This window comes from Variovorax beijingensis (assembly GCF_003951285.1).
Classification (GTDB): domain Bacteria; phylum Pseudomonadota; class Gammaproteobacteria; order Burkholderiales; family Burkholderiaceae_C; genus Variovorax; species Variovorax beijingensis.
The window spans coordinates 33,065-59,086 of the sequence record NZ_RXFQ01000022.1 but is presented as its reverse complement, the minus strand read 5'-3'; the positions used below and the strand labels follow the sequence as shown (position 1 = coordinate 59,086).

The window sequence follows — 26,022 nt, the reverse complement described above, 5'->3', positions numbered from 1 at the left end:
GAGCGCTCTAAAATGAGCAGAATAATGAGCACTTTTCAGCTCTCGGAGATTCGCATGTCTATTTCGGTTCGCGACATTGTTCCGTTTTCAACAGCGCGCACCCACCTTTCGGAACTCGTGCTGGAAGTGCAGAACGGCGCGGAAAAAATCATCACCAAGAACGGCGAACCGGCCGTGGCCGTGATCGATGCCAAACGGCTGGACCACTATCACCGGCTGGAGCGTGCACGCATCCACCTGCTGTTGCTGGACGAGGTCGAACGTGGATTGGCGGATGTGCAGGCCGGCCATACGGTCGACGCGCTGGAAGGCCTGGCGGAGCTGAAACTGAAGCGCAAGGCGCGTTCCGGCGGCACTGCCGGCTGAAATGGCTGGCCGCGAAGAAGAAGAGGGGGCGTCACTGGCGCGCGTGCAGTACGCGCGCAACTTCGCGTCGAGCCTCGAAAGTATCGAAGCATTCTGGCTCGACAACGATTTCGCGCAAGGCTATGAGCGCCTGCTCGATGCGCTGAGCGATGTCGTGGTTCCGAATCTGCAGCGACACCCTCGCATGGGCCGGCATTTCCTGAAACGCGCCGTCGAATCCGTCGAGGCGAAGCGGCTTCTCGAGCGCATTGGCCTGCGGCTGTCCGCCTTGCGCCCCGATGCCGAGGTGCGCGAATACGTGATGGACGAATACCTGGTCCTGTACCTTGTGTCCGATGGCGATCCGGGTGATGGGGGCGTTGTTCAGTTGTTGGCGATCAAGCACCACAAGCAGCTCGGCTTCGATGGGCCTGGCAGTTCAGCCGGCATCTGATCGCCAAGGATGACGCTGCACATGTCGGGAGCTCGTGTAGCTCCCGGCGGGCCTGCCGCTGAGGCTGCTCCGGGCGCAGTTGCTGGATGGTGATCACAACGCGCTGCAGGACGGCTTGGATGCGGCGCCCGCGATCTGCTGGCTGACCCTCCAACAAAAAAGGGGCGCTCCCTTGCGGGAGCACCCCTTCGTCCTTCAGTTGAGCCTGGAGCCTGTCGGAAGCCGACTCGCCAGCCACTCGTGCACGTCGGCTCGCACATTCCGTCCCTCCAGAAGGAAGTCCTCCCACCTGCTGGGAACATACGGAAGATAGACCAGCTTCATGCCGGCTTCCTCCGGCGTCCGGTCCGCTTTCTCGGAGTTGCACATGCGGCAAGCGGCCACCAGATTCATCCAGTCCCAGGTACCTCCGCGGCTCTCAGGAAGGATGTGCTCGCATGTCAGATCCTGCTCTCGGAATCGCTGGGCGCAGTAAGCGCAGATGAAGCGATCTCGGACAAAGAGCTTGCGCCGGTTGAAGGCGGGCGTGTGGTCGAACAAGTTGACCTTTGCACAGCCTCTGAGAGCGATGATGGGCGAAATCTCGAGGCGGGACTCCACGCCGCGCGCCACGTTGAAGCCGCCACGCATCGTGGCCAATGGGCCCGCGCCGTCTTCCCAGACGACGGCGCCAGTGGCGTAGTGCGATGCTGCTTGCTCGAGCGAAATCCATGCCTGAGGCGTGCCCTGGATATCCAGCTGAAGTACTTGGAGTTTCATGGTGACGGCCTCCTTTCATGGCCGAGTGCTTGTTGGAATCTCCTGTGTCTTGGACCAGCTGGTTGCTCTGTCTCTGAGCTATACCCGCGAGGTGTGTGGCCCTGAGGTCTGGTGGTAGTTTGTGAGGAGATGGGGTGCACGAACGGGATCGAACCGTCGTCAGCTGGACCACAACCAGCGGCTCTGCCATTGAGCTACGCGCACCATTGAACTGGTAGCCGCAGATGGGAACGATCCATCGGCCCCCGCCTTATCAAGACGGTGCTCTGCCACTGAGCTATGCGGCTGAAGGCATGTGGCTCCTCGACCTGGGCTCGAACCAGGGACATCCGCATTAACAGTGCGGTGCATCTACCAACTGAGCTACCGAGGAAAAAAAGATAAAGACCGTGGAAGGCCGCAGCCTGACCGCTCGACCAGGCCCGCATGTGACGATGGTGGAGTGCCAGGGCTTCGAACCCCGTATGTCAAGGACGCCGGATTTACAGTCCAGTGCAGTCACCCATGCTGCTCGCACTCCAGGTGTTTGGCCCCGCGCACACGATTCGAACGTGCAACCCCCGGCTTCGTAGGCCAGTGCTCTGATCCGTTGAGCTAACGCGGGAGGGAAATGGGTCGATGAAATTGGCGGATGCGGAGCGAGTCGAACGCTCGTGATGATGGTGCCGAGAGCAGAAATCGAATCTGCGACGCTCGCGCTTTACCGTCTGAGCTATCTCGGCGTGGTGGGTGGCGATCCGTAAGGGAGTTGAACCCTTGGCTTCCTCCTGGACAGGGAGGCACTCTGGCCGCTGAGTTAACGGATCACTGTATGTGATGAAGAAACCGGCGGAGCATGTTCGATTCGAACGAACGGGCCGCTTGCGCGGCCACGGCTTAGCATGCCGCTGCCTTGGACCTCTCGGCCAATGCTCCAATGGTGTCCGGTTACGAGTTCCGGCGACGCCCAATTCTTGCGTCCGGTTTCCACGAGAGAACGATCTGCATCGCCCTGTCTCGCTCTTGTGTGGTCGGGGCGGCAGAAATCGAATCTGCGACCTGATGCTCCCAAAGCAACCGCGCTGCCAGCTGCGCCACGCCCCGAAATTGATGATTGAACTTGCGATCTCGAGCGGATGAAGCTCGCGGGAACAGCCACGCTTCCCTACCGCGCGAAAGTGGTGGAGTCGTATGCGGGATTCGAACCCGCGTCTACAAGGATGAAAACCTTGTGTCCTGAACCACTAGACGAATACGACATGAATTGAATCTGCGAATGGAGCCCGCAGTCCGGATCGAACGGACGACCTCTCGCTTACAAGGCGAGCGCCGCTACTGTGGTCCCCCAAGCAAGCCTCGAACTTGCATGACTTTCGTCGCCGGATTCTGAGTCCGGTGCGTCTACCAATTCCGCCATCGGGGGTGTTTCCATTTCGGTTGTGTCTTCACGCGATTCGAGCGCTTGCGCGCCCACGTCGACATCGCTGCACATGGTTGGGTCCAGGCCGTGCACATCCCTCCAGGCCGCCGACGCGGTTGGCCTCTGGAGGTGCTGCAAAGGCACACCCGAAATGGAGCAGCAGGAGGGCTTCGATCCCTCGGCCTCAACGTTGGCGACGTTGCGCTCTACCTGACTGAGCTACGGCTGCAAGTTTTTGCGAGTCGCTGGCCCCACCAGTGAGGGGCGCGGCTCGCGGCAAATTTTTAAGGATCACCCACCGGCGCCACTCGGCGGGTGAGTTCACGGCAGCGCGATCACTGCTGCGGCGGCTGGCACCAGGTGCCATTCGCGGTTGTGTGCGGTTCGATCCGCACGGGGAAAACAAAAAGGCCCGGAATCCACTTGGGAATCCGGGCCTCTGGTGAGAGAGCTTGGAAGGTGTGCGCTTACGCGCCACCTCCACCCGGGTGCGGCTGATCCTCGTAGTGCTGTCCGAGCCACAAGCTGGCCGGAATCGCGGGAAGGGAGTTCAGCTGCGAATGCAGCTTGGATGACGTCAGGCTGCGGCCACCACAGAACGAGACGCGCACGAACGTCCGGCCCGATGCGGGTCGATTGTTCAGCGAGGTCAGGTTTGCGTTCACGATGGTTCCAGTGGTTGGCGAGTTCTCGATGAATCGAAGTTGGTTGCGGAAGAAACGGGACGAATCAATTTCGTCGATGGATGTAATGTAAACTGGGTTTACGGCGCGACGCAACACTTTTTTTGGGGTGTTGTGTTTTTTTTCCACTCCACATCGTTCACACGGACGATTTGCTCCGCTGCTTCAAGCATGTCACTACCAGCCATTCGTCGCAACAACGTCCTGATCCTCTTCGGCGACTTCGTTGCGGAGCGTGCGTCCAATGGGGCGGAGCCGCTTGGCCTGGCAGCGAAGTTCGCGGAGAAGCTGCAGATCTCCGCGAGCATGTGGAGCCAGATCAAGAAGGGCCGTGTCATCTCCGACAAGCTCGCACGGCAGATCGAGAACCGTTGTGGGAAGGAGCCACTTTGGCTCGATGCGCTTCAGAGCGCCGAGCCGTTGCCGGACCCGGGGGAGGAGCGCTTCGTCGAGCTGGCCCGCCGGGCCTACAGAGCTCAGAACGCGCGTGGCAAGCGTGCGCTGAGAACCATTTTGCTGGAGCACGGGGCGCCACAGAAGGAGTGAGTGGGGCGGCCTCCTTCTGCCGTCCAGGCAGAAGGAGACCTGGTCAGATTGCCCTTCAGCTGTGCCTGCCGACGCGCGCCGACCCGCTACCCCATCATCGCCGCGGCTGCCTTGATCGCTTCGCGCACGCGGCCGTAGGTGCCGCAGCGGCACACGTTCTCGATGGCGTCGATGTCCGCGTCGGTGGGGTTGCGGGTGCGCCGCAGCAGGTCGACCGCCGCCATGATCTGGCCCGGTTGGCAGAAGCCGCATTGGGGCACGTCGAGGTTCATCCAGGCCTGCTGCACCGGATGCAGCGTGTTGCCGTTGGCCAGGCCCTCGATGGTCGTCACCTGCCGGCCGCGCACGTCGATCACCCGCGTCGAGCAGGCGGTGACTGCCCTGCCGTCCACGTGGCAGGTGCAGGCCTTGCACACGTTGATGCCGCAGCCGTACTTCGGGCCGGTGATGCCGAGCTTGTCGCGCAGCACCCAGAGCAGGGCCATGTCGTCGGGCGCCTCGACGTCGACGTGGCCGCCGTTCACCTTGAAAGATTGCACGGGCATGGCGGGCTCCTCAGGCGGATACCGGCACGGTGACCGGCGTGGGCAGCTTGCCCGGGGGAATGGGGGTGAAATCGACGGGGAAGTTCAGCGGAAAACTTCGCGGCTTCTTGCCGGTGGCGCGCGCATAGGCGTTGGCGATCGCGCCCGAGCTGGCCGACAGGCCCACCTCGCCCAGGCCGCCGATCGCCTCGCCGCTGCTGGGGGGCATGATGATGACCTTCACGTCCTTCGGGTAGTTCTTCATGCGCGCGAAGTGGTACTGCGAGTAGCTGCCTTCCAGCGGCAGGCCGTTCTGGATGTGCAGGCCGGCCGTCAGCACGATGGAGATCGACTCGCACAGGCCGCCCTGCATCTGCGCCTCGATGCCCGAGGGATTGATGGGGGTGCCGACGTCGATCGCGATGGTGGCGCGGGTCACCTTGAGGTCGGCCGGCACGCGCGCATCGATCTCGACGATGCACGCCGTGAAGGACTTCGATTCCTGGTGCACGCCCACGCCCTGCGCAAACCCCGGCGGCATGGCCTTGCCCCATTGCGCAGCCTCGGCCACGGCCTTCAGCACCGCGCGTGCGCGCGGCAGGCGCAGGTATTCGAGGCGAAAGGCGACCGGGTCCTTGCGCAGCGCCCTTGCCATCTCGTCGACCAGGATCTCCTCCACCAGGCGCGAGGGCTGGATGTGCACCGAGCGGTAGGAGCAGGTGTTGATGTCCATCGCGACCGGCGTCAGCAGCTTGGTGGTGACGCCGAAGTTGTACGGCGAAGTGACCATGGTCTTGAACATGGCCTGCTCGATGGCGAAGTTGCCCACCGTCTGCGGAAAGCCGTTCGGCAGCGCGATGGCCGCGGCGCCCAGCATCTCGCCGAAGCCGTGGCGCGTATCGAGCCGCACTCCGGCGATGCGCTGCTCGAAAGAGATGACCTGGCCCAGCAGCATCGTGGCGCGCGCCCGATGGAACATGGGCGGGCGCACGCGGCCGTGGCGCATGTCGTCGGTGCGGTGGTACATCAGGCGGCAGGGCCGGCCCAGCGCCTTGGAGATCTGTACCGCTTGCAGCGTCGCGTCCCAGAACAGCCGGCGCCCGAAGGAGCCGCCGGAGGGCACGGCATGCACCTTGACCTTGTCCAGCGGCAGGCCCAGGTCGGCGGCCACCGCCTGCTGCGTGACGATCGGGCTCTGCAGGCCGGACCAGATCTCGGCGCGGTCGGCGCGCACGTCGGCAATGGCGCATTCCGTTTCCATCGGGCAGTGCGAGACCGCCGCGAACTCGAACTCTCCCTCGACCGTCAGCGCGCCCAGCGGTGGCAGCAGGAAGGGCAGCAGCGCGGATTTGAGCTTCTGCTGGATGCTGGCGTTGGACTCGCCGGCGACCGCGCCCGCGGTCCAGGTGACGTCGAGCGCATTCACCGCGGCCCAGGCCTGCCCGAAGGTCTCGGCCATCACCGCCACACCGGGCGGTGTGGGCACGATGCCGTTGGTGGCGGGAATCGGCGCGATGCCCAGGACGCCGGGCATGCCCATCACCGCGGTCGTGTTGTTGATGCGCACGAACTGGCCGTTGATGGTGGGCGGCCGGCACACCATGGTCGGCTTCGCGTCGGGCACGGCCTGGTCGAGCGTGAACTTCTTGCGTCCGGTCACGATGTCCAGCGCGTCGAGCCGCGTCACGCGCTGGCCGACCACCGCGTTGGCGGAGCCCGTGGCCAGCCCGCCGATCAGCGGCATGCCGGCATGCAGCGAGCGCACGCTCGAGGAGCCTCCGGTGAGCTGGTTGTACAGCAGCTCCGGGCTGGCGTCGGCGGAGCCGACCTCGATCGCGTTCAGCGGCAGGCCCAGCTTGTCGGCCAGCATCATCGCGGCGGCGGTGGCGATGCCCTGGCCCGACTCGAAGCGCGGCAGCTCCAGCCGGACGCGGCCGTTCGCAAGCTTGCTCACCTTGACCAGCGGCATGGTCGGCAGCGCTGTCACCGTCACCGCATCGCCGATGTCGACCAGGTCGGTCGTGTCGGGCGGGGTCATCGGCAGTATCGCGGCCTGCGCCGACGCAGGAGCCGCCAGGCCGCCGAGTCCCGCGGCGGCTGAAATCAGCGGCGCAGAGGCCGCGTATCCCAGCAGGTCGCGCCGGCGCATGCCGGGCGGTTCGTCATGAGATGGCGCAGGCGTGGGGCCCGTGCCGGATTCCGGATGTTCCATCCTTGTCTCCTGTCTTATGGTTGTGGCGAACGGGGGCCAATATGGCATGATCGCCGCGCCAAAAATGTCTTTTTGAAGACATTTCTTACGCGCCCACAGGCCTCCCCACGCAGGGCCGGCGCGGGTGGAAGAGCGGGCCAGCGAGCGAGGAAACACGAATGCCGGCGAAGGCCATGGAGACCATGCTCCGCGAGAGCTTGTGGGCGCAGACCCTGGCGGCCGAGGAGCTCGACCGCGTGGTGCGCGAGTCGTACGAGCGCGAGTTGCCGGCCGGCGGTTTCGTGATGCGTCGCGGCGAGCCCGCGGACCTCTGGCTCGGCGTCATCGAGGGCCTGGTGAAGATGTCGCTCTCCCTGGCCGATGGCCGCGTCTCCACTTTCACCGGCGTGACCTCCGGCGGCTGGGCCGGCGAAGGGTCGCTGCTGAAGCCCGGTCCGTGGCGCTACGACGGCGTGGCCATGCGTCCGACGCGCGTGGCCTGCGTGCCGCGCCATACCTTCGAACGCCTGGTGTCGACGAACCTCGACTTCGACCGGTTCCTCCTGTCGCACATCAATGCCCGCCTGAGCCTGTTCATCGGACTCATGGAGTTCGACCGCCTGCTGGGCCCCGACGCGCGCATTGCACGCTGCCTGGCCAGCCTGTTCGACCCGATCCTCTATCCGCAGGCGAGCAGCTTCATACGCCTGACCCAGGACGAGATCGGCCTCTTGTCCGCGGTCTCGCGCCAGCGCGCCAACCGGGCACTGCATGCGCTCGAGCGCGCAGGCCTGCTGCGGGTGGAACACGGCGGCGTCGAGGTGATCGATCTTGAAGGCCTGCGCAACTACCTTGGTGAGGAAGGCGCCGGGTCGCCGTCGCCTTGCAGCTGACAGTCGGCATTTCGTTCGGACAACCCAACAAGCTGACAGTGCCGCTTGGGAGCGTGCGGGTCGGGCTTTACCCGCACACGCATCCTGGAAGGACGGGGTAGTTGCGCCACCCTTCGGGCGCGTTGGGAATCCGCTTCTCGCCCTTGATTTGCCCGGGCAATGGGTGGCACTGCTTTCTGCATGCTTCCGCGGCCGTTTGTCGTGGCTGCTTTCCGCGCTCCCAGCCATACCAACCTGCCGCCGAAGACAGGATGACAAGAGCAATCAAAAAAATCACTGTCGAGCGCTTCAGCTTCATATCGTCCGGAAGTCCGGCGTAACTACATGTCCTCACATGTAATTCAATGTCCTTGCGGACCTCCTGTGATGGCCGAACAAAAGAGTTAACTCTCCCCAAGTTCCATAGAACTCAGGTCCTCGCTCGAGACAAATGCCTGTTCCGAATCCCCGATTGCCGACGATTTGAGCGTGCATCCGGCAGGTCTTGGCGAAAGCCTGGCGATCACCGGATCTCACTGCGGCTGGTCGGGCCGCACACGAAAGCATGCAGCGCGATGCGAATCCCTCGGCATCCGGGTTTGTCCTCGTTTTTTGGTTATGAATCAAAACTATATTGGTTATCTTCAATAACCTTTGTGGCCGACGAAGCGCCGCCGGCCGAGGAGACAAGCATGGATCACATCGTGTCATCGTCGTGGCGGCCGGCATGGGCCGCGGTGGGTGCGGCCGCATTGCTCGCGGCCTGCGGTGGAGGCGGCGGCGGGGGCAGCGGCTTTGCGTTCCTGCCGGTTGTTCCGGCCGCGCCGGACGCGCCGGCGCCTGCGCCCGCCGCTTCGCCGCCCGCGGCGTCCCCGGAGGCTCGCCCCGGCACGCTGCAGTCGTGCAGCGACCTCGCGAGCAAGGCCGCCTTCAACGGGACGGCCTACACCAGCATCACTTCGGTCGCGGCCGGCACCCTCACGGTGGCGGGCGTGAGCACGCCCACGCCGGCGCACTGCCTGGTGCAGGGAAAGATGAACGAGCGCACCAGCAGCGTCGACGGCCGCACCTATGCGATCGGCTTCGAGATGCGCCTGCCGGTCGACTGGAACGGGCGCTTCTTCTACCAGGCCAACGGCGGGCTGGACGGGAGCGTGGCGCCGGCCACGGGCGGTGTCGGGGGCGGGTCGCCCACGACCACGGCGCTGCACATGGGCTTTGCCGTGATCAGCTCCGATGCGGGCCACTCCGGCGCGCAGAATCCGGTCTTCGGCATCGATCCGCAGGCGCGCCTGGACTACGGCTACAACGCCGTCGCGCAACTGACGCCGATGGCCAAGAACCTGATCGCCAAGGCCTATGGCCGCGGGGCCGACCGCTCCTACTTCGGCGGCTGCTCGAACGGCGGCCGCCACGCGATGGTGGCGGCCGCGCGGTCCGCCAACGAGTACGACGGCATCCTGGCGGGCAATCCCGGTTTCAACCTGCCGAAGGCCGCGGTCGCGCAGCTCTACGGCGTCCAGCAGTACGCCCAGGTGACGACCGCCAACACGCCGGCCGGCAAGCCGGACCTGCAGACGGCCTTCACGCAGGCGGAGATGGACACGGTCGCCGGCGCCGTGCGGTCGAAGTGCGATGCACTGGACGGCGCAACCGACGGCATCGTCGCGGATGTGCAGGCCTGCAAGGCGGCCTTCAAGCTGGCCACCGACGTCCCCACCTGCAGCGGCGCGCGCGACGGCAGTTGCCTCACGGCCGCGCAGAAGACCGTGCTCGACAACGTCTTCGGCGGTGCGCGCAACACCGCGGGCGCCGCGCTCTACAGCAGCTTCCCGTATGACGCGGGCATCAACGGCGCCGATTGGCGGCAATGGGAGTTCGCCAATTCGCAGAACCTGGACACGGCCGCGGTCGGGTTCGTGTTCAGTGCGCCGCCGCTGGGCACGAGCCGTCCGCCGGGCATCGACTTTGCGCTGGGCTTCAGCATGGACGCGGATGCGCCGGGCATCTTCGCGACCACCGCGCTCTACACGGAATCGGCCATGTCCTTCATGACACCGCCGAACCCGGGCAACCTCGCGGCGCTGCGCGACCGCGGCAGCAAGCTCATGGTCTACCACGGCACGAGCGACGCGGTGTTCTCCTCGGACGACACGACGCGCTGGTACGACGAACTGCGCGCGGCCAATGGCGGCGATGCCTCCGGCTTTGCGCGATTCTTCCCGGTGCCCGGCATGAACCATTGCGGACGGGGCCCGGCCACGGACCAGTTCGACATGCTGACGCCGCTGGTGGCCTGGGTGGAGAAGGGCAAGGCGCCCGATTCCGTGGTCGCCGCCGCGCGGGGGGCGGGTGCCAACGTGGTCAACGCGGAGCTGCCCGCCGGCTGGTCGGCCGCCCGCACGCGGCCCCTGTGCCCGTATCCGAAAGTGGCGAGCTACGTCGGCGGCGATCTCGAATCGGCTGCCAGCTTCGCCTGCAGGTAGGAGGGCCTACACGCGAAGCGCTCCGCGGAAGCCCCTGGCCGTGTAGTACGACTGCGCGCCGTTGTGATAGACGAACACCCGGCCATAGCGCCGATCGCCGAAGAGGGCGCCGCCGAGCGCCCGGAGGTCGGGGGGTGTCGCGATCCAGCTCGAGGTCTTGAGGTCGAACTCGCCGAGCGTCTGCAGTTCCCGGTACTGTTCCTCGGTGAGAAGCTCGATGCCCATCGCGGCGGCCACCTCGACCGCGCTGCTCTGCGGCTTGTGTTCCTTGCGGGCGTCGAGCGCTTCGCGGTCGTAGCAGAGGCTGCGGCGGCCGTCGGGGGTCTCCGCGGAGCAATCGCAGAACGTGAGGCCGCCGGTCTTCTTGTCCTGGCCGATGACGTCGGGTTCCCCGCCCGTGGCCTCCATTTCGTGCAGCGACTTCAGCGCGCCGGGATGGGCCTCGAGCCTGGCCTGCACGTCGGCCCATGCGATGGCCTTGTGCCGGTGCATGTTGTTCTCGAAGCGAGCCTGCAGTGCCTCAAGAAGCACTTCCCGTTCTTGCGCCTTCATGGTTTCTCGAAGAGTTTGGATCGGTTGCAGCTGTGCCGTGCGCGTGACAGTTTGCCAGATGACATGCGCGGCACGCGGGATTATTCTTTTGGCCCGGCGCAGGAAATGGCTCGCCGATGGAGGTCTCATCATGACCAGTCCAGCCCGTTCGTTGCTTCGTGCTCCGGCGCTGGAGGAAGAGATCGTTCTTCCGGCCAGCATGGTGGGAGAGGGGTTCCAGATTGCCGCCCGTTCGCAGAAGACCTACGTGGCCACCGGCGCGCCCGTGGTTTTCTTCGACGTCCTGTCCGACGACGGCGAGCGCATCGGCATGGCCAATGCGATCCTCGAGCCGCGTTCCGAGGCCGTGGCGGGCATCGGGCATGTCTGCGTGACGCTGAGCGAGGCGCATGCCTCCGCGGAGCTGCTGACGCAGGTCGCCGACGTCCTGGTCGACTACGCCTTCGATTCGGGCCTGCGCGAAGTCATGATCGTGGTGCCGCAGTCGCATGTCGATTCGGTCGAGGCGTGCTGCAGGCTCGACCCGGTCTCGTCCGGTGCGACGCAGCTCGGACACGGCGTCCAGGGGCAGGTCTACATGTATCGCCGGTAGCGGGGCGCCTGCGGGATTTCACCAAGGCGCTGCGGCGGCCGGCGCGGCGCATACTTGTCGCAGCGCCGCTCGCCGGCCCCTCCGGGGTCCCGGGCGACTGTCAGGAGGCACGCCTTGCAGCGAACCGACATTGCCAACCCGGCCTATTTCCACAAGGTCGTCGATTGCCAGTACGCCTGTCCGGCGCACACCCCCGTCCCCGAATACATCCGCATGATCGCGCAGCGCCGCTACGGCGACGCCTACATGGTCAACTGGGTGTCCAACGTCTTTCCCGGCATCCTCGGGCGCACCTGCGACCGGCCTTGCGAGCCGGCCTGCCGGCGCGGGCGGGTCGAACAAAGCAACGCGAAGGATCCCGAGCCGGTGGCGATCTGCCGCCTCAAGCGCGTGGCGGCCGACATGAAGGACGACGTGCGCGCGCGCATGCCCAAGCCGGCGCCGAAGAACGGCAAGCGCATCGCCTGCGTCGGCGCCGGTCCGGCCTCGCTCACCGTCGCGCGCGACCTGGCGCCGCTGGGCTACGAAGTGACGGTGTTCGACGAAGAGGCCAAGGCCGGCGGCTTCATCCGCACGCAGATCCCGCGCTTTCGGTTGCCGGAATCGGTGATCGACGAGGAGACCGGCTACATCCTGGACCTGGGCGTCGAATTCCGCGGCGGCGAGCGCATCGGCTCGATGAAGGCGCTGATGGCCCAGGGATGGGACGCGATCTTCGTCGGCTGCGGCGCGCCGCGCGGACGCGACCTGGACATTCCCGGGCGGCGGGAAGCGGCGGCCGGCATCCACATCGGCATCGACTGGCTCAATTCCGTGTCCTTCGGCCACGTGAGCCGCATCGGCCAGCGCGTGATCGTGCTGGGCGGCGGCAACACGGCGATGGACTGCTGCCGCTCGGCCCGGCGCCTGGGCGGCAGCGACGTGAAGGTGATCGTGCGCAGCGGCTTCGACGAAATGAAGGCCTCGCCCTGGGAGAAGGAAGACGCGCAGCACGAAGGCATTCCGATCATCGACTTCCACGTGCCCAAGGCCTTTGTCCACGACCAGGGCCGGCTGCTGGGCATGACCTTCGAGCGGGTCCGCGCCGAGTACGACGCGCAGGGACGCCGCACGCTGGTGCCCACCGGCGAGCCCGACGCCTGGTTCGAATGCGACGAGGTGCTGGTGGCGGTGGGCCAGGAGAACGCGTTCCCGTGGATCGAGCGCGATTGCGGCATCGCCTTCGACAGGTCGGGCCTGCCCACGCTCGACAGGAACACCTTCCAGTCGACGGTGCCCCACGTGTTCTTCGGCGGCGATGCGGCCTTCGGCCCGAAGAACATCATCACGGCCGTGGCCCACGGCCATGAAGCGGCGGTGTCGATCGACAAGCTGCTGCGCGCCGAGCCGGTCTATGTGCGTCCGGCGCCCATGACCAACCTGGTCTCGCAGAAGATGGGCATCCACGAGTGGAGCTACGACAACGACACCTCCAACGACCTGCGCTACAAGGTGCCGTGGGCGAAGGCCGAGAAGGCGCTGGCCAGCATCGCGGTGGAGGTGGAACTGGGCTTCGACGCCGCCACCGCCTTCAAGGAGGCCGAGCGTTGCCTGAACTGCGACGTGCAGACGGTGTTCACCGAATCCGCCTGCATCGAATGCGATGCCTGCGTGGACATCTGCCCGATGGACTGCATCAGCTTCACCACCAACGGCGACGAGGCGGATCTGCGCCAGCGGCTCAAGGCGCCGACGCTCAACCTGGCGCAGGACCTTTACGTCTCGGGCGGGCTCAAGACGGGCCGCGTGATGGTCAAGGACGAGGACGTCTGCCTGCACTGCGGCCTGTGCGCCGAGCGCTGCCCGACCGGCGCGTGGGACATGCAGAAATTCCTGCTGAAGATGACGCCGGCAGGGCAGGAGGCGACTGCATGAGCGCCATTCCGCAAATCGAGGCGGTCAACGATTTCGTCATCAAGTTCGCCAACGTCAACGGCTCGGGGTCGGCCTCGGCCAACGAGCTGTTCGCCAAGGCCATCCTGCGCATGGGCGTGCCGGTGAGTCCGCGCAACATCTTTCCCAGCAACATCCAGGGCCTGCCGACCTGGTACGAGGTGCGCGTGACCGAAGAGGGCCACCTGGGGCGGCGCGGCGGCACCGACATGATGGTCGCGATGAACCCGCAGACCTGGGACGCCGACGTGGCCGAGCTGGAGCCCGGCGGCTACCTGTTCCACGACAGCACGCGGCCGCTGCCGCCTTCGAAGTTCCGCGACGACATCCGCGTGATCGGCATGCCGCTGACCGAGATCTGCAACGCCGTCTACCAGGATCCGCGCCAGCGCCAGCTGTTCAAGAACATCGTCTACGTGGGCGCGCTGGCCATCCTGCTGGGCATCGATCCGGAAGTGGTCGAGAAGCTGTTTGGCGAGCAGTACAAGGGCAAGGAAAAGCTGCTCGCTTCCAACGTGCAGGCGCTGCACCTGGGCTGCGACTTCGCGCGCGAGAACCTCGAGCCCCTGGGCCTCAGGGTGCGGCGCGCCGACCGGGTGGGCGACCGCATCTTCGTGGACGGCAACAGCGCCGCGGCGCTGGGCTGCGTGTACGGCGGCGCCACGGTCGCGGCCTGGTATCCGATCACGCCGTCGTCCTCGGTGGCCGAGGCCTTCCAGAAGTACTGCACCAAATTCCGCGTGGATCCGGCCACCGGCCAGCACCGCTTCGCCATCGTGCAGGCGGAAGACGAGCTCGCCTCGATCGGCGTGGCGGTCGGCGCCGGCTGGAACGGCGCGCGGGCCTTCACGGCGACCTCGGGCCCGGGCATTTCGCTGATGGCCGAGTTCATCGGCCTGGCCTACTTTGCCGAGATTCCGGTCACGCTCATCAACGTGCAGCGCGGCGGCCCTTCCACCGGCATGCCGACGCGCACGCAGCAGGCCGACATCCTCGCCTGCGCCTACGCCTCGCACGGCGACACCAAGCACGTGCTGCTGTTTCCCGAGGACCCGCACGAGTGCTTCGAGCATGCGGCGGCGGCGCTGGACCTGGCCGACCGGCTGCAGACGCCGGTGTTCCTGATGACGGACCTGGACATCGGCATGAACCAGCGCCTGTGCGCGCCCTTCGCCTGGGACGACAGCAAGGCCTACGACCGCGGCAAGGTCATGAGCGCCGAGGAGCTCGAAGCGGGCCGCGACTTCGGCCGCTACAAGGATGTGGACGGCGACGGCATCCCCTGGCGCACGCTGCCGGGCACGCATCCGACCAAGGGCAGCTACTTCACCCGCGGCACCACGCGCGACGCCTACGCCCGGTATTCGGAGCGCGGGCCGGACTACATCTACAACATGGAGCGGCTGCTGAAGAAGTTTGCGACCGCGGCCGCGCTGGTGCCGCAGCCGGTGCTGCGCCCGGCCGCCCAGAAGACCGAGCTGGGCGTGATCTATTTCGGTTCGACCAGCCCGGCGATGCACGAGGCGCTGCAGGCGCTGGAAGCGCGCGGCATCCACCTGGATGCGCTGCGGCTGCGGGCCTTTCCGTTTCCGGACAGCGTGGCGCAGTTCCTCGCGCAGCACAGGCAGGTGTTCGTGGTCGAGCAGAACCGCGATGCGCAGATGCGCAGCCTGCTGGTCAACGAACTGGACATCGATCCTGCCCGGTTGACAAGGGTGCTGCATTTCGACGGCACGCCCATCACGGCGCGCTTCATCGTTCAGGCCATCGCCGCGCATGTGCACAAGGCGCAGGCCGCCGGCGCCGCCGACGCGAAGGAGACCGCATGACCTACCTTGCCAAGCCCCGGCTGCACCATCCGACGCTGGCCACCAACAAGGTCGGGTACACGCGGCGCGACTACGAAGGCAAGATTTCGACGCTGTGCGCCGGCTGCGGACACGACTCCATCTCCGCCGCCATCATCGAGGCCTGCTGGGAGCTGGACATCGAGCCGCATCGCGTGGCCAAGCTCTCGGGCATCGGCTGCAGCTCCAAGACGCCGGACTATTTCCTGGGCGCCTCGCACGGCTTCAACACGGTGCACGGCCGCATGCCCAGCGTGCTGACCGGCGCCAACCTGGCCAACCGCGACCTGCTGTACCTGGGCGTCTCGGGTGACGGCGATTCGGCGTCCATCGGCCTGGGCCAGTTCGCCCACGCGATGCGGCGCGGCGTGCGCATGGCCTACATCGTGGAGAACAACGGCGTCTACGGCCTGACCAAGGGCCAGTTCTCGGCCACGGCCGACCAGGGCTCCAAGAGCAAGAAGGGCCTGGTCAACAGCGACAGCCCGGTGGACCTGGTGGCCATGGCGCTGCAGCTGGGCGCCAGCTACGTGGGGCGGGGCTTCTCGGGCAACAAGGCGCAGCTGGTGCCGCTGATCAAGGGGGCGATCAGCCACGGCGGCGCCGCCTTCATCGACGTGATCAGCCCCTGCGTCGCCTTCAACAACCACCCGGGCAGCACCAAGAGCTACGACTACGTGCGCGAGCACAACGAGGCGGTGAGCCGCATCGACTTCATCAGCGGGCGGGAAGAGATCACCGTCGACATGGCGCCGGGCGAAGTGATGGACGTGCGCCAGCACGACGGCACGCTGCTGCGCCTGCGCAGCCTGCATCCCGGCTACGACCCCGGCGACCGCCATGCCGCCATGGCCCACATGCAGCGGCACCAGGAGATGGGCGAGGTGGTGACCGGCCTGCTTTTCGTCGACCCGCTGGCCAGCGACCTGCACACCGCGCTCAACACCAGCGACCGGCCGCTCAATGCGCTGGGGCCCGCCGAGCTGTGCCCCGGCGCCGAGGCGCTCGCGCGGCTGAACGCCTCCTTGCGCTGAGCGGCGTCCGGCGGCACCATTACGTTCCTTCCGGAGGGCGCACCATGGCCGAGCGCACCGTTTTCCAATCCATCTCGCGCAAGCATGTGATCAGCCTGGGTCCGCAGGCCAGCGCGCGCGACGCCGCGTGTGCGATGACGCGCGCCAACTGCGGCAGCGTGCTCGTCATGGAACTGCCCGACATGCTGCTGGGCATCCTGACCGAGCGCGACCTGATGACCCGCGTGCTGGCCCGGGGGCTCGATCCCGACCGCACGGCGGTGCGCGAGGTCATGACGCCCAACCCGATCTGCGTGCCGCCCGAAACGCCGGTGTCCGACGCCTTGGTGCTGATGCTCGAACGCGGTTTCCGCCACCTGCCGTTGACGTCGGGGGCGAAGGTTCTTGGCGTGTTCTCGATACGTGACGCGCTGCCGCGGGAAATCGGCACGGCGGTCAGCCTGACGGAGTTCCGCGAGCAGGTGAACGACGCGCTGGGGTAGAGGCAGGGCGAGCCTCGCAAGAATCCTGGGGGCGGCGGACATTGGCTTTCACCAAGGCGACGGCGCGAGGCTGAGGATCAGTTCCTGTGCCGTTTCCTGCGGGCATTCCTCGGGAAAGAAGTGCCCTGCGTCGAAACCGCGGCCGGAGACCGTCGCTGCCCATTGATTCCATATCCCAAAGGTTCTCCAGCGTCGGCGCACCACTGACTGTCCATCGTGCTCGCGGCCGCGCGGTACTCCTCGCAAATCGCATGCGCGTGCGACGGGTCCTGCAGAGCGCGGACATAGGCTCCGCGCGATCCCAGGTTTCGCCGGTGGGCAGGAGATCCAGTACGGCGATCGAAGCGCGGGCTTGCGGATGGTCCAGCGCCAGGCGATACGCGACGCGTCCACCCCTGTCATGGCCCACTTGTCCGGTGCGGGGTCCGACGAGCGCTACCATCGCTTCGCGGTCTCAAGCGGCAGCTTCAAGGAGAGGTCCATGCGTTCCATCGCGAGAATCACGAGCCAGCTCTTCAAGGTTCCCCTCACGGAAGTCCTGACGGATGCCAAGCACGGCGCACACACCCATTTCGAGCTGGTGACCGCGACGGTGGTGCTTTCGGATGGCAGCCGGGGCACGGGCTACACCTACACCGGTGGCAAGGGAGGGCATGCGATCAAGGCCATGATCGACCACGACCTGGCGCCCGCGATGATTGGCATGGACGGGGCGGATGTCGAAGGCGTCCACGAATTCAGCGAGTGGCATGTGCACTATGTCGGCCGCGGCGGCATCGCGTCGTTCGCGATCTCCGCGATCGACATTGCGCTCTGGGACCTCCGCGGCAAGGCGGCAGGCCAGCCACTCTGGCAACTGGCGGGCGGCGCTGCGAACACCTGCGATGCGTACTGCGGGGGCATCGACCTGGCGTTCCCGCTCGAGAAGCTGCTGGACAACGTGCGTGGCTATCTCGCCAAGGGTGCCGGCGGCGTCAAGATCAAGATCGGCCGCCCGAACCTCGACGAAGACATCGAGCGCATCCGGGCGGTGCGGCAGCTGATCGGTGACGGCATGGCCTTGATGGTGGACGCCAACTACGCGATGAGCGTGGACCAGGCCATCGCCGCGGCCGAGCGCATCAAGCCTTTCAATGTCCTGTGGTTCGAGGAGCCGACCATTCCGGATGACTACCGGGGCTATGCGCGCATCGCCGCCGCGACCGGCGTTCCGTTGGCGATGGGCGAGAACCTGCACACGATCCACGAGTTCGAGCATGCGTTCGAGCAGGCGGGGCTCTCCTTCATCCAGCCGGACGCCTCGAACTGCGGCGGCATCACGGGCTGGCTGAAGGTGGCCGAGCGCTCGCGCCGCTACGGGATCCCGGTGTGCTCGCACGGCATGCAGGAGTTGCATGTGAGCTTGCTGGCGGCGCAAGCGAACGCAGGCTGGCTGGAGATTCACAGTTTCCCCATTGACGAGTACACGATGCGGCCGTTGGTTCTTGCGGACCATCGTGCAGTTGCACCGGACGAGCCGGGAGTCGGGGTGAACTTTGACTGGGCGAAACTTGCGCCGTATCTGGTCGATCCGTCTCGCTAGCGGGTCCGTGTTGGCCTGACCCGTCTCGGTGCCCTTCGTGAAACTGCGGCGAGGCCGCGTACGAGCGCCACCCTCAGCTGCGGTACGGGCGGATGTGATCCAGTTCGGATTCGATGACGCCGCGCACGACTTCCTTGAAGGCTGACACAAGCCGGGAATGAGGCGCATCGGGCGCGAGCAGGAGCGCAAGGCGCACCCTGATGGCGGGCTTGAAGGTTCGCACCTCGAAATCGAGGTTGCGCTGCTCCTCGAGCGCCGCCAGTGGATTGATCACGCTCACGCCCAGACCTGCAGCGACCAGCGAGCAGACGGAGGCGCCCAGGTCGGACTCCAGCACCGTTCGCGTCTTCACGCCTGCGGCGGCCAATACCTGGTCGATGCGTTCTCTCGGGCCGCTGCCCAGTGGGAACGAGATGAAGGCTTCGCCCTCCAGGTCCGATGCGCGAACCTGCCTGGCCCGGGCCAGATGATGTTCCCTGGGAAGCAGCGCGACGCAATCCATGCCGAGCAGTGTTTCGACGCGCATGCCGGGCGGATCATCGCCATACAGGATGGCGAGGCCCAGGTCGCACAAGCCCGAGCTCACCCATGTGTCGACGGTTGTGGCTGCACCGGAGTGAATCGTGACGAGCGTCTCGGGGTGGTCGCGCTTGAACCGAACGACCGCCTGGCTGAGGACGCCTCCGGCAATTCGCGCCATGGCGGCCACCGCCAGGCGGTCGCCGCCGAACGTCCGGATGTTTGATGCCGCGGACTCCAGGCCCTGCAGCCCGGCGAATGCCTTCTCGACTTCCTGGAAGAAGCGTTTTCCTTCGAGCGAAGGCGTCAGGCGCGTGCCGCTGCGTTCAAAAAGCGCAAACCCGATGATCGCCTCCAGCTGCGAAACGAGACGGCTCACCTGGGGCTGCGACGTGTGAAGCCGTCGCGAGGCTTCGGTCATCGACCCCGTCTGCACGACCACCCGGAAGGCCTCGATGTGCTTCAAGGTCATGCGTCGGCTGCTCATATCAATATTGTATGGCGCGCTGTCGAGTACGCATTTGCAGTATTGGTCGCCCGGAAGAATACTCGCGCCCATGCCCGACAAGATCCTGCACGTTGCCGACTCCGGACTGCCGCGCAGTCCATGCAAGGCCGGCGCCGTGGTGGACCTGCGCAGCGACACCGTGACGCTGCCGACCCCGTCGATGTACGGCCGCATGCAAACAGCCGCACTGGGAGACGACGGCCTGGACGGCGACCCGACCGTACGCGCGCTCGAGGCCTTGGTGGCCAGGACACTGGGCAAGGAGGCCGGCCTGTACGTGCCGACAGCCACGATGGGAAACCTCCTGGCTGTGCTGTCGCAGGCGGACCGCCGGTCGCAGGTCGTGCTCGAGGAGTCCGCGCACATGTTCGTCTCCGAGCGCGGCGGCGCCGTGTTCAGCGGCGTGACCTACACCGGCATTCCGGGCGTGGCCGGCGCAATGGACCTGGAGAGCCTGGCGCTGGTGCTGAAGTCGTCCAGCGAATTGCGCACGGATCTGGTCTGCATGGAAACCACGCACGGCAACGCGGGAGGGGCGGTGCTGCCGCTGGACCACATGCGGGCGGTCTGGAAGGCATCCAGAGACGCCGGCGTGCGCGTCCACCTCGATGGCGCCCGGCTCTTCAACGCCGCCGTGGCGCTGAACGTCGATCCAGCCGCGATCGCCTGCTACGCCGACACGGTGGCCCTCTGCCTTTCCAAGGGCCTGAGCGCGCCTGCCGGCGCGGTGCTCGCCGGACCGTCCGCCACCATGGCCAGCGCCAGACGGTTGCGCAAGATGCTCGGGGGCACGCAGCGCCAGATCGGGGTGGTTGCCGCAGCGGGACTGGACGCCCTGGAAACCATGCCCGGCCGGCTCGCGCAGGACCACGCTTCGGCGTCGCGCCTGAGCGAGGCATTGCGAGCTGCGTTGCCCGGCGCTGTCAGCGTCAGCACGCCGCCCACCAACATTGTCTTCGTCGACCTGCCCGAGGCCGCACCCGACAGCCTCGCCTGGGCGGAGGCACTCAAGGAATGCGGTGTCCTGGTCCGCCCGTGGGGTCCGCGCAGGATCCGGCTCGTGACGCACCGTCACATCGACGCGACCTGCGTGGATGCCGCCGCCACCGGATTCGGGCGTGCCGCGCAATCGCTGCTTGCTTGAACGCGTTCTTGCACGGACGCGCCTCCATCGAACACGTCGAGTACCTACCAGGAGCCTTGACCATGCCTTCCATCTGCCGCCGGGACTTCGTCGCCTCCGCCTTCTTGATGGCCACCGGCCTGGGGAGCGGCAACACATTCGCCGGCGGTTTTCCGGGCCGGCCCATCCGCCTGATCGTGCCGTACGGGCCCGGAGGCGGTTCGGATTTTGTTGCGCGGCTGATTGCCCAGAAGCTGACCGAAACGGCGGGGTGGAATGTCGTCGTGGACAACAAGGCAGGGGCGTCAGGGCTGATCGGCACCGATGCCGCGGCCAAGAGCGCCGCGGACGGCTACACGTTGTTCCTTGCGGATGCCGCGCACGCCACCAATGCCGCGATGCAGCCCAAAATGCCCTTTGATCCGATCAGGGACTTCTCCCCACTCACTCTCGTGGGCTCTTCGCCGCAACTGTTGGTGGCGCATCCGTCCCTTCCGGCCAACTCCCTGCGAGAACTGCTGGCGCTGCCGCGTGCCCGCGTGCGCGAATATGGCGTAGGAACCCCGGGGCAGGGGTCCGTACCGCACCTGCTGTACGAGACGCTCCAGCGCAAGACGGGCATGGAGCTGGTGCACGTGCCCTACAAAGGCGGCAGTGCCGCCTTGACCGATGCCGTCGGCGGGCAGGTCGCCATGGTGATCAATTCCGTGCCGGCTTGCATGCCGCACATCGAAGCGAAGCGGCTCAAGGTCCTTGCCATCGCCAGCGCAACGCGGCATCCGAAATTGCCGCACGTGCAGACCTTCTCCGAAAGCGTGCCCGGCATGGTGGGAAGCGCCTGGTATGGCGTGATGGCACCTGCCGGGGTGCCCGCAGACCTGCTGCAGCAGCTGAACGCAGCCATCGACAAGGTGCTCGACCTGCCCGATGTCAAGGCCAGGTTGGAAAGCTCGTTCGTGGATCCCATGCCCCGTGGGCCGCAGGCGTTCTCCAAGTACCTGAATGAAGAAATTGCGCGCTGGAAATCGGTCGTGAAGGAGACTGGGGTCACGATCAACAGCTGAGGCTCTCTCGGCTATTCCAGTTCCTCGATGCCTTCCTGCGGTGGGCGCGAGCACGTCGTTGGGGAACAGGATCGAATAGTCCGATCCCTGCTCGCCCAGGCGCTCGCTCTCCAAAGAAGGCTTTCGGACTTGCTTGGCCAGTACGTAGCGTTACGCCTTCGCCGGGGCCATTGGCGTATGTTCCCAGTCTTTCCTTTGGCTTCGCTTGTCTGTCCTTCCGAGGAGCGCGAAACATGTCCCGGTATCTCTGCGAACTGAAAAATCTCCTGACGGACCTGAAGGACCGCTACGGGGAAGGTGATGACTCGGTGCAGCAGGTCAAGCGCGAGCTCGATGCCGTTGAAGCCCGGGAATCCGGGCATCAGGGCTTGTTCGCCCATGGCCGCGACCGTCTTCTCCGCCGCAGCGGCAGGCACAGTTGGGAAGGCTACTCCAGCCTCTTGCACTCAACCCAGCGCCCGCCCCCTCTGGGCTAGGCGCTCCCGGCGCAAGCATCGCCGACGGGCCGGGTCTGCAGCGCGGGCTTCAGTTGGTTTTCTTCTTTGGACGTCCCGCCTTCAGCGGTACCAGCGAATCCAGCGCGCCGCGCAGTTGGGTATCTGTGAGTTGTTGGAGCGCGTGCAGCCCGGCGCGCAGAAGTTCGCTCTTCTTGGCGGGACGTTTGAAACCCAGCGCCCGGTCCTTGAGGGCGGCAATCAGACCGAAGTCCTGCTGGGGCATCGTGAAGCTGTCTCGCACGAGTTTGGTTTTGGCTTTGGCTGTCTCGCGCGCGGACTCGGAAGCAGCGGCCTGGGCAGACGTTGCCAGTTCCGAACGGCGAACCGTGGGCCGTGTGGCCTGAGGCGGTGCGACCACGGCCTTCACCGGCTTGGCCTTCAAGGGGGGCGTCTTCTTCGCAGTCGCCTTCTTCGCCGAGGACTTCGTCACCACGGGTTTTGCCGGCTCGGTCTTCTGAGCTGAGACTTTCTTGGTGACCGGTTTCTTCGTCGCAAGTACTTTGGGCTTGCGCGCCGGCGCCTTCTTGGGCGCCGGCCCTTTGCCTGAAACTGGCACTGCGGTTGGCGGGTTCGATGGCAATTGGGTTGCGGGATCCTTGGACGCTGCGGTCGGCCGGGCCGTGGAGGCGGGTGCTGCCGGGTCGTTTGCGGCGCTGGATGCGGGGGTCATTTCGTTGTTGGTGGTCAAGCCGAGATCAGTCATTGAGGATTTTTAGATATGGTGTAAATGATTTACACCATAATTGTGAACGCGATGAGAGCCGTCATCAAGAACATCTTGCGCGGCCCTTGAAGCAACCAACCTCAGCACCCGCATCTTTTCCCTTGCCTTTCTTTACGCGCATCGGCACTGTCCACCAAGTAGCCAGCGGCCTATGAGCAAATCGGATCCTTTGTCTCCCCTCCCGGAACCGGGCCGGATTGCGCCGCGGTCGAAGGCCGCCGATCAGGCCGGGTGGCGTCGCTGGCTGCCGGGACTCCGCACGCTGCGCGGGTACCAGCTGGCCTGGTTGCGGCACGACATCGTTGCCGGCCTGGTGCTGACCACGATGCTGGTGCCCGTCGGTATCGCCTACGCGGAAGCCTCGGGCGTACCCGGCATCTATGGGCTCTATGCGACGATCGTTCCGCTGCTCGCATATGCCGTGTTCGGACCCAGCCGGATCCTGGTGCTGGGGCCGGATTCCTCGTTGGCTGCCGTGATTCTCGCCGTCGTTCTTCCACTGTCTGGCGGCGATCCGCATCGCGCGGTCGCCCTTGCGGGCATGATGGCTCTCGTGTCGGGAGCGGTGTGCGTCCTCGCCGGCGTCGCGCGCCTGGGCTTCGTCACCGAGCTTCTTTCCAAGCCGATTCGCTACGGCTACATGAACGGCATTGCGCTGACGGTATTGATCAGCCAACTGCCCAAGCTCTTCGGCTTCTCGATCGAGAGTGACGGACCGCTCGGAAACCTGAAGGCCATCGCTACGGCGGTGATGGATGGCAGGACCAACTGGACCGCGTTCATGGTCGGTGCGGGCACCCTGGCGGTCATCCTGCTGCTCAGGGGCCGCAAGCGCCTTCCGGGCATCCTGATCGCCGTGGTGGCGGCGACCGTCGCCGTTGGCATGCTGGACCTCGCAGCAAGCGATGGGGTGGCGGTCCTCGGCGCCCTCCCACAAGGCCTGCCTGCATTCGCGATTCCGTGGATCACCAGCGCCGACATCGTTCCCGTCCTGATCGGCGGTTGCGTTGTCGCCCTGATCTCGTTCGCCGACACCAGCGTGCTCTCTCGTGTCTACGCGGCGCGCACGCGTACTTCTGTCGACCCGAACCAGGAGATGGTGGCGCTTGGCGCCGCCAACCTGGCGGCCGGGCTTTTTCAGGGCTTTCCCGTCAGCAGCAGTTCGTCACGCACACCCGTGGCCGAGGCCGCAGGCGCCAGAACCCAGTTGACCGGCGTTGTCGGCGCGCTTGCCGTTGCCCTGCTGCTGGTCGTGGCGTCGGACCTGCTGAAGAACTTGCCCACCAGCGCACTGGCTGCGGTGGTGATCGCATCGGCCATCGGCCTGATCGAGGTCGGCGACCTGCGGCGGATCTATCGCATCCAGCGCTGGGAGTTCTGGCTATCGATCGCCTGCGCGGTCGGCGTGATTGTGCTGGGCGCGATCGAGGGCATCGGCCTGGCGATCGTGTTTGCGGTCATCGAATTCCTGTGGGATGCCTGGCGTCCCTATTCGGCGGTTCTGGGACGCGCCGACGGCGTCAAGGGCTACCACGACGTCACGCGCTATCCCGACGCGCGCCTCATTCCCGGCCTCGTCCTGTTTCGCTGGGATGCGCCGCTGTTCTTCGCCAACGCCGAACTGTTCCACGACAGGGTCCTCGACGCCGTGGCTTCGTCGCCGACACCCGTGCGCTGGCTGGTCGTTGCGGCGGAACCGATCACCAGCGTGGACGTGACCTCCGCCGACATGCTGGCCGAGTTGATCGAGACCCTGCAGGCGGCTGACATTCAGTTGTGCCTTGCCGAGATGAAGGACCCCGTCAAGGACAAGCTGAAGCGGTTCGGGCTTTTCGAGCAGCTTGGGGAAGCGGCGTTCTTTCCGACCCTCGGTGCCAGCGTCAGCGGGTATCTCGAGACCCATCCGGTGGATTGGGTGGACTGGGAGGACAAGGGGCGCTGAGTTCACACTGCGAGCCATCGATCTTCACTCCATTCTTCCACGCCGCGAGCTCGCCGCCTGGTTTTCACCTGCTCGGTTTAGTCCAGACAGTTATTCCTAGAAGACGTCGGGTCGCGGTTCCGAAGATGCGCGCTCAAAACTCTACAAGCAAGGCATTGTCGTGGTGTCAAAGGGAAGGGCGGAATTCAAAGCGGCGATTGCCCGTGAAGCCGGCCTGAACCGCGACCTCGTCAAAACCATTGGTGTGCAATTGGACTGACACGCGGCTCCATTGCGAATGGCGGTGCGGTAGGTCTCACACAGGGAGGGTGGACATACGGTTGCGGCTCTGGCAGAGCCATTGCCGAACTGATGTCCGGGCGCATTCCAGAGGACGCGACGTACGCGACGCCGAAGATCTGGGTGCGCGTCAGGACCCCAGGCGGGCGTCGCGCCTGAGTGATTGAGGCGGCTTGCCGAAGCCGCGCATGAACGCCTCGCGAAGATGGCGCCGGTCGCGAAAGCCCGTTTCGCGTGCAACCACCTCCAGCGGGTGGCGGCTGCGCTCGATCATCAAGCGTGCAGCCTCCACGCGCAGACGCTCTACCGCCTTGGCCGGCGACTGGCCGGTCTCGGCCGTGAACACACGGCTGAACTGGCGCGGGCTGAGGTTCGCGGCCGCAGCGAGTTCTTCCACGCCCAGCGACTGCGCCAGGTGGCGGCGTGCATGCTCCAGCGCCCGCGCGATGCGGTCCGAGCGGGGCGCGAGATTCAGAATCTCCGAATGCTGCGACTGGCCGCCCGAACGGCGCTGATGCATGACCAGCCGGTGCGCCACCGATCGCGCCACGTCGTCGCCCAGGTCCTTCTCGACGAGGCCGAGCGCCAGATCCAGTTCCGCCGTCATGCCGGCGGAGGTCCAGATCGGGTCATCGGCGATGAAGATGCGGTCCGGCTCGACCTGGACATCGGGATGCCGCTGTTGCAGTGCGTCCGCATGACTTCGAGGAACTGCTCGCGCGCATCGAGGCACTGCTGCGCCGCGGCCGGGACATCAGGCCGCGGGTCACGACCTAGCAGGTGGCCGACCTGGTGCTGGATCGCGAACGCATGCGCGTGGAGCGCGCAGGGCAGCCGATCACGCTCACCGCCAAGGAACTGGCCTTTCTCGAGTTGCTCATGAGCGCGCCCGGGCGGGTATACAGCCGCGAACGCATCCTGGCCAATGTCTGGGGCACGCACGAGGACCCGCTCACCAATATCGTGGATGTCTACGTGGGGCGTCTTCGCATGAAGATCGATGACGACCATGCGGTGCCGTTGCTGCAGACCGTGCGCGGTCTCGGCTATCGCCTCGGCGAGGCGGCAGGCTAGCCAGGCCGTTCA

Annotated in this window: 22 protein-coding genes, 12 tRNA genes and 2 pseudogenes; 16 read left to right on the top strand and 20 right to left on the bottom strand. The window is 66.0% G+C overall.

All coding sequences use genetic code 11. The features are described 5' to 3' along the window. The first annotated feature begins 54 nt into the window (after window positions 1-54). Complete coding sequence (locus EJO66_RS27900; RefSeq protein WP_124961601.1) at window positions 55-366, top strand: type II toxin-antitoxin system Phd/YefM family antitoxin; 312 nt, start codon at window positions 55-57, stop codon at window positions 364-366. A gap of 1 nt (window position 367) precedes the next feature. Next, window positions 368-799, top strand: a complete 432-nt coding sequence (locus tag EJO66_RS27895) for a type II toxin-antitoxin system RelE/ParE family toxin (RefSeq protein WP_125966698.1) — start codon at window positions 368-370, stop codon at window positions 797-799. 195 nt (window positions 800-994) lie between these two features. On the opposite strand, the gene EJO66_RS27890 is transcribed toward EJO66_RS27895, so the two are convergent. From EJO66_RS27890 to EJO66_RS27830, 14 genes are all read right to left on the bottom strand, one after another. Beyond that, complete coding sequence (locus EJO66_RS27890) at window positions 995-1,558, bottom strand: HNH endonuclease (protein ID WP_124961551.1); 564 nt, start codon at window positions 1,556-1,558, stop codon at window positions 995-997. 130 nt (window positions 1,559-1,688) lie between these two features. Next, window positions 1,689-1,762, bottom strand: a tRNA-His gene (locus tag EJO66_RS27885). 8 nt (window positions 1,763-1,770) lie between these two features. After that, a tRNA-Ile gene (locus tag EJO66_RS27880) sits at window positions 1,771-1,845 on the bottom strand. Between the two features lie 9 nt (window positions 1,846-1,854). Beyond that, window positions 1,855-1,931 (bottom strand) — tRNA-Asn (locus EJO66_RS27875). Between the two features lie 62 nt (window positions 1,932-1,993). After that, a tRNA-Tyr gene (locus tag EJO66_RS32690) sits at window positions 1,994-2,078 on the bottom strand. Between the two features lie 7 nt (window positions 2,079-2,085). Then, window positions 2,086-2,162: transfer RNA gene (locus EJO66_RS27870), tRNA-Arg, on the bottom strand. 56 nt (window positions 2,163-2,218) lie between these two features. Continuing rightward, window positions 2,219-2,280 (bottom strand) — tRNA-OTHER (locus EJO66_RS27865). A gap of 8 nt (window positions 2,281-2,288) precedes the next feature. Further along, a tRNA-Asp gene (locus EJO66_RS27860) sits at window positions 2,289-2,364 on the bottom strand. Window positions 2,365-2,387: 23 nt separating this feature from the next. Further along, window positions 2,388-2,473, bottom strand: a tRNA-Ser gene (locus tag EJO66_RS27855). Between the two features lie 92 nt (window positions 2,474-2,565). Beyond that, a tRNA-Pro gene (locus tag EJO66_RS27850) sits at window positions 2,566-2,641 on the bottom strand. 78 nt (window positions 2,642-2,719) lie between these two features. Then, a tRNA-Glu gene (locus tag EJO66_RS27845) sits at window positions 2,720-2,796 on the bottom strand. Window positions 2,797-2,875: 79 nt separating this feature from the next. Further along, a tRNA-Leu gene (locus tag EJO66_RS27840) sits at window positions 2,876-2,960 on the bottom strand. A 149-nt stretch (window positions 2,961-3,109) separates the two neighbouring features. Beyond that, window positions 3,110-3,186: transfer RNA gene (locus EJO66_RS27835), tRNA-Gly, on the bottom strand. A 238-nt stretch (window positions 3,187-3,424) separates the two neighbouring features. Then, window positions 3,425-3,769 (bottom strand): hypothetical protein, encoded by a 345-nt coding sequence (locus tag EJO66_RS27830; protein ID WP_125966697.1) that lies wholly within the window; start codon window positions 3,767-3,769, stop codon window positions 3,425-3,427. Between the two features lie 42 nt (window positions 3,770-3,811). On the opposite strand from EJO66_RS27830, the gene EJO66_RS27825 reads away from it, so the two are divergent. Beyond that, on the top strand, window positions 3,812-4,186 hold the full coding sequence (locus tag EJO66_RS27825; protein WP_124961549.1) for a hypothetical protein: 375 nt from the start codon (window positions 3,812-3,814) through the stop codon (window positions 4,184-4,186). 86 nt (window positions 4,187-4,272) lie between these two features. Here EJO66_RS27825 and EJO66_RS27820 read toward each other — a convergent pair whose 3' ends face one another. Next, complete coding sequence (locus EJO66_RS27820) at window positions 4,273-4,731, bottom strand: (2Fe-2S)-binding protein (RefSeq protein ID WP_125966696.1); 459 nt, start codon at window positions 4,729-4,731, stop codon at window positions 4,273-4,275. A 10-nt stretch (window positions 4,732-4,741) separates the two neighbouring features. Beyond that, entirely contained in the window at window positions 4,742-6,922 is a 2,181-nt protein-coding gene (locus EJO66_RS27815; protein WP_125966695.1) for a xanthine dehydrogenase family protein molybdopterin-binding subunit, read from the bottom strand. Window positions 6,923-7,080: 158 nt separating this feature from the next. Here EJO66_RS27815 and EJO66_RS27810 point away from each other — a divergent pair, with 158 nt between their 5' ends. Together EJO66_RS27810 and EJO66_RS27805 are read left to right on the top strand one after the other, a co-directional pair. Further along, entirely contained in the window at window positions 7,081-7,794 is a 714-nt protein-coding gene (locus EJO66_RS27810; protein ID WP_125966694.1) for a Crp/Fnr family transcriptional regulator, read from the top strand. A gap of 671 nt (window positions 7,795-8,465) precedes the next feature. Continuing rightward, a complete protein-coding gene (locus EJO66_RS27805; protein ID WP_125966693.1) occupies window positions 8,466-10,259 on the top strand; it encodes a tannase/feruloyl esterase family alpha/beta hydrolase in 1,794 nt (597 codons plus the stop codon). 6 nt (window positions 10,260-10,265) lie between these two features. Here EJO66_RS27805 and EJO66_RS27800 read toward each other — a convergent pair whose 3' ends face one another. Beyond that, the gene (locus tag EJO66_RS27800) at window positions 10,266-10,811 is read right to left on the bottom strand and encodes a DUF4256 domain-containing protein (protein ID WP_125966692.1); all 546 of its coding nucleotides are present in this window, start codon (window positions 10,809-10,811) and stop codon (window positions 10,266-10,268) included. A gap of 130 nt (window positions 10,812-10,941) precedes the next feature. Here EJO66_RS27800 and EJO66_RS27795 point away from each other — a divergent pair, with 130 nt between their 5' ends. The 6 genes from EJO66_RS27795 to EJO66_RS27770 all read left to right on the top strand — a co-directional run bounded on the left by EJO66_RS27795 (window position 10,942) and on the right by EJO66_RS27770 (window position 18,280). Then, entirely contained in the window at window positions 10,942-11,403 is a 462-nt protein-coding gene (locus tag EJO66_RS27795) for a hypothetical protein (RefSeq protein WP_240648847.1), read from the top strand. 114 nt (window positions 11,404-11,517) lie between these two features. Next, window positions 11,518-13,317, top strand: coding sequence for an FAD-dependent oxidoreductase (locus EJO66_RS27790; RefSeq protein WP_125966691.1), 1,800 nt, complete (start codon window positions 11,518-11,520; stop codon window positions 13,315-13,317). Beyond that, on the top strand, window positions 13,314-15,164 hold the full coding sequence (locus EJO66_RS27785; RefSeq protein ID WP_125966690.1) for a 2-oxoacid:acceptor oxidoreductase subunit alpha: 1,851 nt from the start codon (window positions 13,314-13,316) through the stop codon (window positions 15,162-15,164). Before EJO66_RS27790 ends, EJO66_RS27785 begins: the two co-directional genes overlap by 4 nt. Further along, window positions 15,161-16,216, top strand: a complete 1,056-nt coding sequence (locus EJO66_RS27780) for a 2-oxoacid:ferredoxin oxidoreductase subunit beta (protein ID WP_124961540.1) — start codon at window positions 15,161-15,163, stop codon at window positions 16,214-16,216. The genes EJO66_RS27785 and EJO66_RS27780 overlap by 4 nt, the downstream gene beginning before the upstream one ends. A 44-nt stretch (window positions 16,217-16,260) precedes the next feature. Next, window positions 16,261-16,698 carry a CBS domain-containing protein gene (locus EJO66_RS27775; protein WP_124961539.1) on the top strand — a complete coding sequence of 146 codons (438 nt, stop codon included), beginning with the start codon at window positions 16,261-16,263 and terminating at the stop codon, window positions 16,696-16,698. A gap of 481 nt (window positions 16,699-17,179) precedes the next feature. After that, a complete protein-coding gene (locus EJO66_RS27770) occupies window positions 17,180-18,280 on the top strand; it encodes a mandelate racemase/muconate lactonizing enzyme family protein (RefSeq protein WP_124961538.1) in 1,101 nt (366 codons plus the stop codon). A 73-nt stretch (window positions 18,281-18,353) separates the two neighbouring features. Here EJO66_RS27770 and EJO66_RS27765 read toward each other — a convergent pair whose 3' ends face one another. Beyond that, on the bottom strand, window positions 18,354-19,271 hold the full coding sequence (locus tag EJO66_RS27765; protein WP_124961537.1) for a LysR substrate-binding domain-containing protein: 918 nt from the start codon (window positions 19,269-19,271) through the stop codon (window positions 18,354-18,356). 85 nt (window positions 19,272-19,356) lie between these two features. Here EJO66_RS27765 and EJO66_RS27760 point away from each other — a divergent pair, with 85 nt between their 5' ends. From EJO66_RS27760 to EJO66_RS27750, 3 genes are all read left to right on the top strand, one after another. Then, entirely contained in the window at window positions 19,357-20,451 is a 1,095-nt protein-coding gene (locus tag EJO66_RS27760; protein WP_125966689.1) for a threonine aldolase family protein, read from the top strand. Between the two features lie 62 nt (window positions 20,452-20,513). Beyond that, window positions 20,514-21,494: a tripartite tricarboxylate transporter substrate binding protein gene (locus EJO66_RS27755; RefSeq protein ID WP_125966688.1), complete on the top strand. Its 981-nt coding sequence runs from the start codon at window positions 20,514-20,516 to the stop codon at window positions 21,492-21,494. 233 nt (window positions 21,495-21,727) lie between these two features. After that, a complete protein-coding gene (locus tag EJO66_RS27750; protein WP_125966687.1) occupies window positions 21,728-21,970 on the top strand; it encodes a hypothetical protein in 243 nt (80 codons plus the stop codon). Between the two features lie 49 nt (window positions 21,971-22,019). On the opposite strand, the gene EJO66_RS27745 is transcribed toward EJO66_RS27750, so the two are convergent. Further along, the gene (locus EJO66_RS27745; RefSeq protein WP_223262520.1) at window positions 22,020-22,694 is read right to left on the bottom strand and encodes a hypothetical protein; all 675 of its coding nucleotides are present in this window, start codon (window positions 22,692-22,694) and stop codon (window positions 22,020-22,022) included. Window positions 22,695-22,866: 172 nt separating this feature from the next. Here EJO66_RS27745 and EJO66_RS27740 point away from each other — a divergent pair, with 172 nt between their 5' ends. Then, window positions 22,867-24,657 carry a SulP family inorganic anion transporter gene (locus tag EJO66_RS27740; protein WP_125966686.1) on the top strand — a complete coding sequence of 597 codons (1,791 nt, stop codon included), beginning with the start codon at window positions 22,867-22,869 and terminating at the stop codon, window positions 24,655-24,657. A 409-nt stretch (window positions 24,658-25,066) separates the two neighbouring features. On the opposite strand, the pseudogene EJO66_RS27735 reads toward EJO66_RS27740, so the two are convergent. Beyond that, a pseudogene (locus EJO66_RS27735) lies at window positions 25,067-25,627 on the bottom strand (GlxA family transcriptional regulator); the annotation flags it as partial. Between EJO66_RS27735 and EJO66_RS27730 the strand changes: the two are divergent. Beyond that, window positions 25,627-26,010, top strand: a pseudogene (locus EJO66_RS27730) (winged helix-turn-helix domain-containing protein); the annotation flags it as partial. The pseudogenes EJO66_RS27735 and EJO66_RS27730 sit on opposite strands and share 1 nt — an antisense overlap. Window positions 26,011-26,022: the final 12 nt, after the last annotated feature.